The sequence below is a fragment of the Streptococcus sp. V919 genome, from assembly GCF_054353475.1.
Genome location: NZ_JBTHHY010000002.1, coordinates 337,990 through 350,911, shown reverse-complemented (window position 1 = coordinate 350,911; position 12,922 = coordinate 337,990). Strand labels below are relative to the sequence as shown.

Annotated in this window: 15 protein-coding genes, 1 tRNA gene, 1 pseudogene and 1 other annotated feature; all 17 genes and pseudogenes read right to left on the bottom strand. The window is 38.9% G+C overall.

All coding sequences use genetic code 11. The features are described 5' to 3' along the window. Positions 1-55: 55 nt before the first annotated feature. Positions 56-127, bottom strand: a tRNA-Glu gene (locus ACXYSK_RS07860). Between the two features lie 107 nt (positions 128-234). After that, positions 235-771 (bottom strand): transcription termination/antitermination protein NusG, encoded by a 537-nt coding sequence (gene nusG / locus ACXYSK_RS07855; protein ID WP_006149705.1) that lies wholly within the window; start codon positions 769-771, stop codon positions 235-237. A gap of 49 nt (positions 772-820) precedes the next feature. Next, positions 821-997, bottom strand: coding sequence for a preprotein translocase subunit SecE (gene secE / locus ACXYSK_RS07850; RefSeq protein ID WP_004254104.1), 177 nt, complete (start codon positions 995-997; stop codon positions 821-823). Between the two features lie 9 nt (positions 998-1,006). Then, positions 1,007-1,159 (bottom strand): 50S ribosomal protein L33, encoded by a 153-nt coding sequence (gene rpmG / locus ACXYSK_RS07845; protein ID WP_001809375.1) that lies wholly within the window; start codon positions 1,157-1,159, stop codon positions 1,007-1,009. A 121-nt stretch (positions 1,160-1,280) separates the two neighbouring features. Continuing rightward, positions 1,281-1,973: a phosphoglycerate mutase gene (locus ACXYSK_RS07840; RefSeq protein ID WP_002884137.1), complete on the bottom strand. Its 693-nt coding sequence runs from the start codon at positions 1,971-1,973 to the stop codon at positions 1,281-1,283. Positions 1,974-2,105: 132 nt separating this feature from the next. Continuing rightward, a complete protein-coding gene (locus ACXYSK_RS07835) occupies positions 2,106-2,474 on the bottom strand; it encodes a hypothetical protein (RefSeq protein ID WP_235083371.1) in 369 nt (122 codons plus the stop codon). Positions 2,475-2,575: 101 nt separating this feature from the next. Further along, the gene (ileS, locus tag ACXYSK_RS07830; RefSeq protein ID WP_458625625.1) at positions 2,576-5,368 is read right to left on the bottom strand and encodes an isoleucine--tRNA ligase; all 2,793 of its coding nucleotides are present in this window, start codon (positions 5,366-5,368) and stop codon (positions 2,576-2,578) included. Between the two features lie 46 nt (positions 5,369-5,414). Then, positions 5,415-5,626, bottom strand: a binding site (T-box leader). Then, on the bottom strand, positions 5,623-6,450 hold the full coding sequence (locus ACXYSK_RS07825) for a DivIVA domain-containing protein (protein WP_458625624.1): 828 nt from the start codon (positions 6,448-6,450) through the stop codon (positions 5,623-5,625). (Overlaps the previous feature by 4 nt.) Positions 6,451-6,466: 16 nt before the next feature. Continuing rightward, the gene (locus tag ACXYSK_RS07820) at positions 6,467-6,727 is read right to left on the bottom strand and encodes a DivIVA domain-containing protein (protein ID WP_235083374.1); all 261 of its coding nucleotides are present in this window, start codon (positions 6,725-6,727) and stop codon (positions 6,467-6,469) included. Between the two features lie 7 nt (positions 6,728-6,734). Next, positions 6,735-7,520 (bottom strand): YlmH family RNA-binding protein, encoded by a 786-nt coding sequence (locus ACXYSK_RS07815; RefSeq protein ID WP_458625623.1) that lies wholly within the window; start codon positions 7,518-7,520, stop codon positions 6,735-6,737. Next, complete coding sequence (locus ACXYSK_RS07810) at positions 7,517-7,777, bottom strand: YggT family protein (protein ID WP_458625622.1); 261 nt, start codon at positions 7,775-7,777, stop codon at positions 7,517-7,519. The genes ACXYSK_RS07815 and ACXYSK_RS07810 overlap by 4 nt, the downstream gene beginning before the upstream one ends. After that, a complete protein-coding gene (locus ACXYSK_RS07805; RefSeq protein WP_458625621.1) occupies positions 7,777-8,328 on the bottom strand; it encodes a cell division protein SepF in 552 nt (183 codons plus the stop codon). Before ACXYSK_RS07805 ends, ACXYSK_RS07810 begins: the two co-directional genes overlap by 1 nt. 9 nt (positions 8,329-8,337) lie before the next feature. After that, complete coding sequence (locus ACXYSK_RS07800) at positions 8,338-9,009, bottom strand: YggS family pyridoxal phosphate-dependent enzyme (protein WP_458625620.1); 672 nt, start codon at positions 9,007-9,009, stop codon at positions 8,338-8,340. Positions 9,010-9,014: 5 nt separating this feature from the next. Beyond that, complete coding sequence (gene ftsZ / locus ACXYSK_RS07795) at positions 9,015-10,268, bottom strand: cell division protein FtsZ (RefSeq protein WP_006149714.1); 1,254 nt, start codon at positions 10,266-10,268, stop codon at positions 9,015-9,017. Between the two features lie 16 nt (positions 10,269-10,284). Further along, entirely contained in the window at positions 10,285-10,485 is a 201-nt protein-coding gene (locus ACXYSK_RS07790) for a cell division protein FtsA C-terminal domain-containing protein (protein WP_441348881.1), read from the bottom strand. Then, a pseudogene (gene ftsA / locus ACXYSK_RS07785) lies at positions 10,461-11,652 on the bottom strand (cell division protein FtsA); the annotation flags it as partial. The gene ACXYSK_RS07790 and the pseudogene ftsA, both read right to left, overlap by 25 nt. 387 nt (positions 11,653-12,039) lie before the next feature. Further along, positions 12,040-12,894, bottom strand: a complete 855-nt coding sequence (gene rfbD / locus ACXYSK_RS07780; RefSeq protein WP_458625619.1) for a dTDP-4-dehydrorhamnose reductase — start codon at positions 12,892-12,894, stop codon at positions 12,040-12,042. Positions 12,895-12,922: the final 28 nt, after the last annotated feature.

Here is a 12,922-nt window from a genome sequence, read left to right as displayed (position 1 = left end):
AACAGGTTTTTTTAACTTTTTTAAAATCCTATCAACCTTAACCGCGATACACTCATAGTCCGTACGGGATTCGAACCCGTGTTACCGCCGTGAAAAGGCGGTGTCTTAACCCCTTGACCAACGGACCTTGAGCTTGTCAACTCTTTCTATTATACCTACTTTTTGACGCTTGTCAACTGGTTTTATAAAAAATTAGTTGACTAGAGTCAATAGCTACAAATAGAATGTCGGCAATCACAATTCAGCAATTTGATTCAAGTTTACTTCTGCTACTGTATCATTACCAAACATTGAAATAATCATCTTCACTTTGTTATTATCAATTTCAGTAATTTTTCCTGTGTAATCAGCAAAGGCACCATCGATAATACGGACAGTTTGACCTACTTCAACATTGATATTGAATTCTTGTACAGTTTGTCCCATTGATACCAAGATATCTCTGATTTCTTGTTCCAATAGTGGAGTTGGTTTAGATCTGTTACCGTGTGACCCAACAAATCCAGTAACGTTTGGTGTGTTACGCACTACAAACCAAGCTTCATCTGTCATAACCATCTCTACAAGAACATAACCTGGGAAACGATTTTCTTCAACTTCTTTTTTCTTCCCATTTTTTTCAACTTGTACAGTTTGAGTTGGGATTTCAACACGCAAGATGTTATCCAACATATTGTATGTCTGTGCACGTTGCAAGAGATTTTCTTTTACTTTATTTTCATAACCAGAATATGTTTGTAGGACAAACCATCCTTTGTCAAAACTATCCATCTTTTTTCCTTTCTTAACAGTAAACTTCTTTCAGTGAATTTGTTCTATTTTAAAAAATATTAATGAATCGAATTAATCCGCTAACGATTAATTGGTCAAAAATATAAATAATAACTACAAAGAAGGCAGTGTATTCCATGATAGATTTAAAATCTACCCAACTTTGTTTTCGAGTTGGCCAAGTTGTATCTTTAAGAAGAGTAAAGATATCCTTAATAAAACCCATTTTTATCTCCTATCTCGTTTCTCTATGTGTTGTGTATTTACCACAATGTTTACAAAATTTATTTACTTCTAAGCGAGTCGGTTTTGGATTCCCACTAATTTTAATTGAGTAGTTTCTCGAACCACAAACCGCACAGGCTAGACTTGCTTTTTTAAGTGCCATAGCGCCTCCATCCTAACTATTATAACAAGAATCCCTGTCTTTGACAAGTTAAATTATATTATCAGTTTTTCCTATTTTCAAAATAAAAAAGCCTAGGATTAATCCTAGACTCTATTTTACATTATTTTCCGAGGTAGTATTCGTTAACAACGTTCAATTTTTCGTCAAATTCGAATACCAATGGTGGGAAGTTTGGAATTTCAACATCCATGATTTCGTCGTCTGACAATTGTTTGATGTGTTTTACAAGGGCACGGATTGAGTTACCGTGTGCACCTACGAATACGTTTTTACCATCTTTAAGAGCTGGAGCGATTTTATCTTCCCAGAATGGAAGGGCACGTTCCAAAGTAACTTTCAAGTTTTCAGCATCTGGAATTACTGAGTCGTCAAGTGAAGCGTAACGACGGTCAGTGTGTGCTGAGTGCTCATCATCACGATCCATTGCTGGAGGCAATACATCGTATGAACGACGCCAGATGTGAACTTGCTCATCACCAAATTGTTCAGCAGCTTCTGCTTTGTTTTTACCAGTCAAACCACCGTAGTGACGTTCGTTCAAGCGCCATGATTTTTCAACTGGAACCCAAAGTTGGTCAGATGCTTCAAGAGCTAAGTTAGTTGTTTTGATCGCACGTTTCAGTACTGAAGTGTATGCTTGGTCAAATTCGATACCAGCTTCTTTGATCAATTTACCAGCGTCGATAGCTTGTTGAGTACCTTTTTCAGAAAGATCTACGTCAGCCCAACCTGTGAAAAGGTTAGCTTTGTTCCATTCAGACTCACCGTGGCGAGCGAAAACCAATTTTACCATTAGTTGGATTCTCCTTTTATTTTTCGAGGTTCCCTCGTTTATCTATTCTATTTTACAAAATTTTTCACAAAAAAGCTAGTTAAAATCAACGAAAAAGAGAAGAGCGCTTCAACTCTTCTCTTAGATAATCATTTATCCTTCAATTTTAAATTGTTTCAAGCTTGCTAGATACAAAGCTCCACCAATTACGAGGACAATTCCTCCAATCCATCCAAAGAATGGGATCAGTGCAACAACAGAACCAACAATAAATAGAATTGACGGTGCTAGTGAAATACGTTTGTCATCCTTATAGTAGACAAGCGTTAGGATTCCAAGAATGAGGGTTGCAATTTTTACCAAAGAGAAAACGATGAAAATGATTCCCAATATAAGTCCAGCTACATCTTCATCCTCAGAAATAGCTGCAAGAAAAATAATAAAAAATGGTAAGAAAGCTAAAACAGCTCCTGCAATGATACCAATGAATCCATCTACTTGTGCAAGTGTTTTTGTCTTCATAAATGTCTCCTTTTATTTTAATAAAGTATATTATACCATATTTTTATTAAAGTTTTTAATTTTTAAAAAAATACAGGAGTAACTCCTGTATTTTTGTTAAATTATTTTGCTTCAAAGCCCTCTGCTACTGCGTCTGCAAAGTTCTCTTCGACGATGCTTGCACAGTGATCACAGATGGTTGCGTGGTAGTGGCGTTCAGCCGTTGTTGGATCGATGCGACGGCAACGGTCACAAACTTCACCAGCTGCACGTTCTACTGTAAAAGCCACATCTTCAAAGCTGACAGCACCTTCAGGAGCTTCTCCTTCTGCGATGGTCAATTCTGACACAATCAAAAGTTGAGCAACATTGCTATCAACAGCTCCAAGAAGGGTTTTCACAACTTCATTTGGATAAACTGTCAAGTGAGCTTCAAGAGATTTACCGATTACTTTTTCATTACGTGCTTCTTCCAAGGCTTTTTGAGCTTGACCACGGAAATCCATGAAGGCTGACCAAGTATCCAAGATTTCTTCTTGGTTGGCAAACGTTTCTGCTTCTGGCAATTCTGACAATTGAACGAAATCTTCTGCTTCAAACTCAAGATAGGACCAGATTTCTTCAGCAGTGTGAGGAAGAATTGGCGTCAAGAGTTTCGTGATTTTCACAAGGATATCATAGAAGACTGTTTGCATTTGACGGCGTTCGAGGGATTTAGCTCCTTCGATGTAAACAACATCCTTGGCAAAATCCAGGTAGAAGGCAGACAAATCAACGTTAATAAAGTTCACTAGCGCTTTGTAGATCGTTAAGAATTCGAAGTTTTCATAAGCATCACGGATGGTCTTAACAAGCTGGTTAAAGCGAATCGTCATGTACTTGTCTACGGAACGAAGTTCGTCATAAGCAACTGCATCCTCAGCTGGGTTAAAGTCAGATGTATTAGCAATCAAGAAACGAAGAGTGTTACGGATCTTACGGTAAGTCTCAGAGACTTGGCTCAAGATATCCATAGAGATACGCACATCATTGCTTGAGTCTACACTTGTTACCCAGAGACGCAAGATTTCCGCACCAAATTGTTTTTCAACGTCACTTGGAGCAATGGTATTTCCAAGTGATTTAGACATCTTCTCACCTTTACCATCTAAAGCAAAACCTTGAGACAAGATTTGTTTGTATGGTGCGACACCATGGTTCGCAACAGAGGTGATGAGTGATGAGTTGAACCAACCACGGTATTGGTCAGAACCTTCTAAGTAAAGATCGGCTGGATATTTAAGTTCTGAACGGTTAACCACAACACCGTTCCATGATGAACCTGAGTCAAACCAAACGTCCATGATGTCTGTTTCTTTTTTGAACTCTCCATTTGGTGAACCTGGATGGGTGAACCCTTCTGGCAAGAGGTCTTTGGCATCACGTTCCCACCAAACGATGGAGCCGTGTTCTTCAAAAAGTTGCGCCACATGTTCGATTGTTTCAGCTGTCATGATCGGGGTTCCGTCTTCTGCATAGAAGATTGGAAGAGGCACACCCCAGGCACGTTGACGAGAGATGACCCAGTCACCACGGTCACGAATCATGTTGTAAAGACGAACTTTCCCCCATTCTGAATGGAACTTCACTTTTTCGATTTCATCTAAAATATCTTGACGGAATTTTGATACTGAAGCAAACCATTGTGGAACTGCACGCCAGATGATTGGTTTTTTCGTACGCCAGTCAAATGGGTATGAGTGAGAGATTTCTTCTTGAGCAAGAAGCAAATCACCAAGTTTTTCGATAACCGTTGGTACAACCTTGTCATAGAATTGGCCTTCAAAGTCAGAACCAGCATTCTCCATCATGATTCCACGTTCGTTAACAGTAACAGCAACTTCGAGGCCATTGGCAATACCTACATTGTAGTCATCCTCACCAAAACCAGGGGCTGTATGGACGATACCAGTTCCTGAATCAAGTGTTACATGCTCACCAAGAATCACCAATTCATCAACTTCCGTATCCCATGGGTGTTCTGTCACGATATGGTTCAATTCTTTTCCTTGGTAAGTCGCAAGAACTTCAGCATTTTCCCAACCGAATTTTTCAGAAAGGCTTGGTAAGAGATCAGATGCTACGACATACTTGCGGTCGGATCCAGCAGGTTTCACTACGATATAATCAAACTCTGCACCTACCGTCAAGCCACGAGAAGCCGTGATTGTAAATGGAGTTGTTGTCCAAACAACAATGTAGGTATCTGCATCTAGAACACCCTTACCATCTTTAACCTTGTTGGCATAGTAGAGTGATGTAGAAACCAAGTCATGGTATTCAATTTCCGCTTCAGCTAGGGCTGATTCAGAAGACCATGACCAGTAAACTGGCTTAGCCCCACGGTAGATGTAACCTTTATTGGCCATTTCACCAAAGACACGGATTTGCGCTGCTTCATAGTCAGGCGTCAAGGTTACATAAGGATGATCCCAATCACCTGAAACACCTAAGCGTTTAAAGTCTTCGCGTTGTTTATCTACTTGAGAAAGAGCGTATTCACGGCAAAGTTTCAAGTATTCAACCAAGTCCATTTCTTTACGTTTAACACCTTGTTTAGCCAAAACTTGCTCGATTGGCAAACCGTGTGTATCCCAACCTGGAATATATGGTGCGTAGAATCCTGACATAGACTTAGAGCGAACAATGATATCTTTTGAAATCTTGTTCATGGCATGTCCTACGTGGATGTTTCCGTTAGCGTATGGAGGTCCATCATGAAGAGTGAAATGAGGTTTCCCTTCATTTAACTCTTGACGGCGTTGATACAATTTTGCATCTTCCCATTCTTTTTGCCAAACTGGCTCTTTGGTTGGAAGACCAGCACGCATTGGAAATTCTGTTTTTCCAAGATTAAGGGTTTCTTTAAGTTTCATGTTTACTCCTTTAATGTAAATTGAAAAAATAAAAACCACGACTCGCAAAAAGGACGAAAATCGTGGTACCACCTTTGTTCGGAAAAAGACCTTGCCTTTTTCCCTCTTTTCCCGTAACGTGGGTAACGTCAAGTCTTACTCATTTCAGACTTGATACTAAGAGAGGATAAATTTACCAACAGGGATTGTAGGACTTCCACCATCTCCTACTCGCTAGAAATATATTTGATAAATCCTTGTTCTCTACTAAAATCTTATAAAATTAGAACTGACTCTTGTTGAGTATTAGCATCATCTTGAGGTTCTTCTTCATTAGCAGATTCAACAGGAGTTTCAACAACTGGCTGAACTTCAACTTCAGGTTCAGTTGTCTCTTCAACATCTTGATTTGCAGTAGCTTGTTGAGCTTCTAATAATTCCTTATTAGCTGCTTCAATACGTGCTTGAAATTCTGCAACTTCTTCAGGAGAGAATTGACGAGTCATGTCAATTGGGTCTTCTTCATGATATGAATATGTTGCTTCACCCAATACTTCTTCAACAACTTCCTTGAATGCTTCGTCACTCGTTTGAAGATAAGTTGCAGTTGGACGTAAAATCTCTTCCCACTCAGATGAATCAACAATGGCCAATTGGCTTTCGATAGTTGATTTCAAGCGTTGGTGGAAGACACGACTCTTATTCTTCAACTCTTCAGTTTCCACAGCAACTTTCTTAGCATTATCAGTTGCTTGTCGCAAGATTTCATTTGCTTTGTACTTAGCTTCATCAAGTAAACGTTGTGCATCTTGTTCAGCTTGTTGAATAATGTTGTGAGAACGATCGTTGGCTGCTTGTTTTACACGCTCAGCTGTATCTTGAGCGATTAAAACTGACTGGCTCAATGAATCTTTGATTTCATCAAAATATGATAGACGATCTTCTAAATTTTTAATATGTTGATCTTTTTCATGATTGCTACGAACCAAATCTTCATAGTCACGAACAACAATATCTAAAAATTCATCAACTTCTTCACGATTAAAACCTCTAAACTGAACACCAAAGGTTTTGTCCTTAATTTCTAACGATGTAATTGGCATATTTTTCCTCACTTACTTAATAAAAAATAGAATCATTCATTGCTTCTGGTTCTTGCTCTTGGTCGTTTGTTACTGTTCTCTTAGGAATATCATTCGTATAATAGGACAGACGTTCTTCTAGTCGTTTAATATAACGTTCCGTCTCATCCTTGTAACGGGTTAATTCCTCGTAATCAATATAAATTTTATCTAAAAATTCGTCAACTTCTTCCTTATCGTAGCCTCGGAATTTTGTTGAGAAAGCTTTATCAACAATATCTTGTGGTGTAATCGACATATTTTTCTCACTTACTTAATAGTAGCTGAACTGTTAATTTTTTCTTATCTTTCTTCGTTTGACCGTTTTCTTTAAGCAAGATGATTCGGCCAAACCGTCTGACACTTATCAAATCCCCAACTTTTACTTGGTAGTCAGATTTTTCAACTATATGATAATTGACTTGAACCAACTTCTTTTCAACTAGAACTAAAGTTTGTGATCGAGATAATTTCAATATACTTGATAAGAAAGTATCTAGACGAAAACTTGAAACTAGGATTTCCTTTTCTTGATATTCGTTTTTTGATTCTATTATATCTGAAAAAGGACGTTCCTCTAATCTTACAGGTAACTTGGAAATTTTTTGAATCCCATCCTGGAACAAGGTAATAAATCTCTGATCCACAATAATCTGAGCCTTCTCTTCAGTCACTATGATATCACCGAACAACTTACGGTCAATACCCAGACGATTGAGAACCGTTCCCAGAATTTTTGAATGGGTTAGTTGTTGAAACTTGCTGGGATACTCAATCTCAAGCAAGGCCATTTCGAAATCTTCCAATCTTGGTGTAAAATAATCTGGCGCCAGAATCACTCTAGCATACTCTGAGGGAATTTGGCTAGTACTAGTAAAAGTCTTGACTCCCCTATTATTTCCCAGTGTTTCTAAAATAAAAACTTGATGAGGATTTATAAACGGCGTTAAAATCGGTGCGTAATGCTCTTCTACCTGTCTTAACCACTCTAGCCCCTTGTCAATGAATGGGACATCTTCTGTTGCGAAATGTTGGTAAAGTTCTTTACTCATAACATAACCAGCAAATTGATAAGATAGCGACTAATCATACGGATGAGAATTAGAGCTATCCAAACTGAGAAATCCAAGCCTGCAATTTGCAGCGGTAGACGTTTCAAGGGTTCCAGAATTGGTTTACACAAGGTCTCCAAAAATTTTCCCAACTGAGTGTCGTAGGCATTTGGAAACCATGATAATAGCGCAAAAGCTACAAGTATCATTGAATAGATATCTGTAGCATTTTGGATAAAACGAATTATTAGAAACATTAACGTACTCTATTTCTCTTCATGTCAAAGTCGTACTCTTCACTTTGAGTTTCTTCCGGTAAACGAATATCTTCAATATTTACCACAACACCTACAGGTGTCAAAAGGTACATTGTATGCGCAACTTTTCTTAACTCACCAGCAAGAACATGACGTGCCCCATCCAAGTAATCCAAGCAACGACGCGCTTGAACTTCTGTCATATATTGGAAGTCAATCAAAATACTCTCGTTACCAGCCAACAAATCAACAATATCTGTTGCATCTTCGTAACGACGTGGATAACGAACATCGATGGTTACTTTTTCAGTACTGCGATGACTCTCAATTGCTAATTGCTGTTGACGAGCATGAAGTTTTGTAATATTCTTCTCTTTTGTCTCAACTGGTGAAGGTTCTTGAGCAGCAGAAGCTTGCTGAGGTAATTCTCTCTTTGGAGGAACTGAAGCTAGTGGACGTTCAGAACGTGCAGCTACAACATCTGAAGCAACTTCATCTCCATCTTCTGTAAAGTAATCTATAAATTTATCAAATTTATCTTTTAATGACATGATTATTTCCTATTTAAAAAATGCTGTACCAATTCGAACATAAGTCGAGCCACACTGAATCGCTTCTTTATAGTCACGACTCATTCCCATACTTAATTCTGTCATTGGCATATTGGGGAGTTGTTGTTCACAAATATATTGTTGCAACTCTTGCGTTTCTTTAAAGATTTTTTGCAACTCTTCTGTTTCAGCTTCAAATGGAGCCATAGTCATAAGACCAACATACTCTATTTGATCCAAGCTTGACAAGTCTGGTAAGACCGCCAAAAGTTCTTCTTTCGAAAAACCATGCTTGCTTTCTTCTCCAGAAATATTGACCTGCAAAAAACATTTAACCTTACGATTGGCACGTTTTTGAATCTCTTGAGCTAATTTCAAAGAATCTAAAGCGTGAAAATAATCAACATAAGGAATAATATCTTTCACTTTTCGTCTTTGCAAGCTACCAATCAAGTGCCAAGTAACATCCTTATCACTTAAAGCATGATACTTTTCAAGAAATTTGTCGACACGGTTTTCACCGATGTGTTGAACTCCTTGGTCGATCAAATTAGCTGCGGTTGCAATATCAACATATTTTGTTACTGCAATTACAGAAACCGAACCGTCTTCACGGCCGGCTTCTGTAATTGCTTTGGTAACCTGTTGAAATACCTGATTTGTGTTTTCTTTCAAATCCATCTCTATTAACGGTTTTTAAAGAATGGTGGTGTTTCTAACTCATCATCATCAGAAGATGGTGCTTCGAAACGCTCAACTGGTGATACGACTGATTCACCTTGACGAACGATTGAATCACGTCTCAAGTCCCAATCACCGAAAGCTGATGCCTTAGGTGCTTCAGAATGACGTTGAGAAGGAGTTGGAAGTTCAGCTGTTTCAGCTAAATCAAAATGACGGTCGTAAGTGTGGGTGTGTCCAGTTCTTGCTGGTTCACGGAATGATGCTTGTCTTGGTTGTGGTGCTACCACTTTTTCAACTGCATCTTGACGAACCCCAGTAGCAACAACAGTTACACGGATTTCATCTTTCATTGATTCATCAATAGAAGTACCGAGCCAGATGTTTACACCGTGTCCAGCAGCTTGGTTAACTATTTCTGAAGCTTCTTCAGCTTCAATCAAGGTCATATCCAAACCACCAGTTACGTTAACGATAACGTCTTCTGCTCCATCGATTGTTGTTTCAAGGAGTGGTGAGTAGATAGCTTTACGAGCCGCTTCAATAACACGCTCTTCTCCGCTACCGATACCGATACCCATGAGGGCATTTCCTTTGTTTGCCATTACTGTCTTCACGTCTGCAAAGTCCAAGTTGATCAAACCAGGATTTGTAATCAAATCTGTAATCCCTTGAACACCTTGACGAAGAACGTTATCTGCTTCAGACAAAGCTTCAAGAAGTGGAGTTTTCTTATCAACGATTTCTAGCAAGTTGTTGTTTGAGATAATCAAAAGAGTATCAACATGTTCGCGAAGTTCGTTAATACCTTCAACTGCGAATTGACCACGTTTGCTTCCTTCAAAACCGAATGGACGTGTTACTACACCAACAGTCAAAGCACCTAAACCTTTTGCGATACGAGCGATAACTGGTGCAGCACCTGTACCAGAACCACCACCCATACCAGCAGTAATGAAGACCATATCTGCACCACTGATTGCTTCAGTGATTACTTCTTCGCTTTCTTCAGCAGCCTTGCGACCAACTTCAGGTTGTCCTCCAGCACCAAGTCCACGAGTTAATTTAGGGCCAAGCTGGATAACTGTTTCAGCTTTTGTACTGCTCAAAGCTTGTACATCTGTGTTGGCCGCGATGAACTCAACACCTGAAACGCCTTCATCAACCATGCGGTTAATGGCGTTTCCTCCGCCACCACCGACACCAATTACTTTAATTACTGCACCTTGTGCTGCTGCTGTATCAAATGAAAATGTCATATTTTATTCCTCTATCCTATTCATCAAACATGCTTCCGATCAAACTACGGAATCGTTCAGTCAATTTCGGCTTTTCTTCTGATTGATTTGGAGTTGTTGAGTCAGTCGAATAAGTTGATTCAGCTGATTCAGTTGAAGTTGTTCCAAATACTGAACGTTGAGAAGTTGCAGGTTTTTCCTGACTTGGAGTTCTGAAGTCAATTGGTTGTTGACGCAAGACTTGATCTCCTCTGATAGCTCGTTGAGCCAAAATATTAACTTCTGTAAGACTTCCAGCGTATTCTGACAGACTAATCACATGGGCAAATGCTGGATTGCGGATACCTACTTGGTTTGGTACGTAAAGTTTTACACGAACTCCAAGTACTTCTTGGGCAAGCTCAACGATACCCGGCAGAATAGCATTCCCACCAATCAGAGCAATACCACCTGGCAAGTCTAGCAAATGTCTTCTTTCCAAATCTCGTTTGATTTGTTCGAAGATGTGTTTCAATCGAGCTGAAATAATTTGAGCCAAGTATTCTTCTGTAACTTCAACAGGTTCTACTTCACCGATAACTTCAACTTGGAAAGTTTCTTTGCTTGCAAGTTGCGGATAAGCTTCACCGTAGTTCAGTTTCAAACCTTCTGCGATCTTCTTAGAAGTTTTAAGAACTTTTGAAATGTCTTTAGTGACGTAATCGCCACCTTCTTGGTAAACATTTGTGTATTGAAGCTCTTGATTACGGATAGTAGCAACGCTTGTTTGACCACCACCCATATCGATAACAGTCGCTCCAAACTCACGTTCGCCTTCGTTAAGAACGGAGTTTACAATTGCAAGCGGTGAAATAATCACGTTATCAACTTGAACACCAACACGTTCAACAGTCTTACGAAGGTTGTGCAAAATAGTTCTAGGACCTGTGTAGAGTAGCCCACGCATTTCCAAACGAACACCCATCATACCACGTGGGTCACGAATACCTTGGAAACCGTCAACCACAAATTCTTCTGGTACAAACGTAATCACTTCACGATCAGGTGTCATGCTCTTTGTCAAAGCAGATTTAACAACATTTTCAACGTCTTGATCTGTAATTTCTTTTGTGTCTGACGTTACAGGAATCATTCCTTGAGTTGGTTCAACCTGCAACAAGTTCGCTGGAAGTCCAACGTTTACAGACTTGATTGAAATCCCTGCTTTTTCTTCTGCTTGAGAAATAGCAGATTTGATAGCCGTCGCTGCGGCTTCAATGTCAACGATAATTCCATCCTTGACACCTTTACTTTTGGCGTTGCTAACACCGATTACATTTACTTCACCATCTACAAGCTCAGCAACTAACACTTTAATTGAGCTCGTTCCAATATCTAAGCCTGTAAAGAAACCATTTCTAGTCATTACATTGCGTCCTCTCTATCTTCCAAGTTTCACACTTTGATTTTTTTAACAGCTACAAGAAGGCATAGCTATTCACAGAATATTATATCACAAAAATCTGATTCGTGGCCATTTTTTTATGATTTTATCGAAGGTTTTTCATTAAATTTATTTTAATATTCCATTACAAGTGCTAAATTTTATATTTTTTGTCAAAAAATAGTGTAAAACTATTAAAAATACTGAAAATTATTCTGAAAATCAACTGTTTTCCCATAGAAATTTTATCCAAATCCATTCATGAATCATTCATTTTTGTAATAGGAATTGATGTTTAATAGTATGTGCTGTTTTTTCTGTCCCTTAAAGACAAAAGAAGCTATAGACTAGCTTCTTAAGAATATTTTTTCATTTTATTACGTCTTGTTTGTAAAATTCTTTCAAGGCATCTTGCCAAGTTGGAATAACAAATCCAGTTGCTTTAGCTTTGGCTAGGCTCATCGTTGAGTTTAGTGGACGTTTTGCTTTGGCAGGAAATTGGCTTGAGTCTACTGGCTTGACTTCAACATCTGTATCCTTCAAAATTTCAACTGCAAAGTCATACCAAGTTGTGTCTTCCGTCGCATCATTTGACAAATGATAATAACCAAATTCCTTGCGATTTTCAGCTAGGAAAGTCATGAACTCGGCCAGGGTACGCGTCCAGGTTGGTCGACCATGTTGATCATTTACAACTGTTAAGGTCTTATGAGTTTTAGCAAGATTTTGCATTGTGAACACGAAGTTTTTGCCGTAATTTCCAAAAACCCAGGCAGTACGGATAATATAGAAGTTTGAAACGTATTTTTCTACAATCTCCTCTCCCCTACGCTTAGTACGACCATATTCAGTTTGAGGATTTGGTTTGTCATCCACTTCCCACTCTTGTCCAACTGGTTTCTTACCGTCAAACACATAATCTGTAGAGATGTAGACTAGAGTTGCTCCATGCTTTTCGGATGCTTTTGCGACATTTTCTGTCCCCGTCACATTGATAGCGAAGTCCAGTTCTTTTCCTTCATCTTCTGCTGCATCAACAGCCGTGTAAGCTGCACAATGGTAAACTAAAGTCGGTTTCACCTCTTCAAAAACTTTCTCAACCATTTCTGCATCGGTAATATCCATCTCAGCCACATCAACAGCAACGTATTCTTCATTACGCTCGTCCAATAAATAGCGAAGTTCCGTTCCTAATTGGCCATTTGCCCCTGTAATTAAAATCATTTTTCTTCCTTTCAACTGATTCACAATT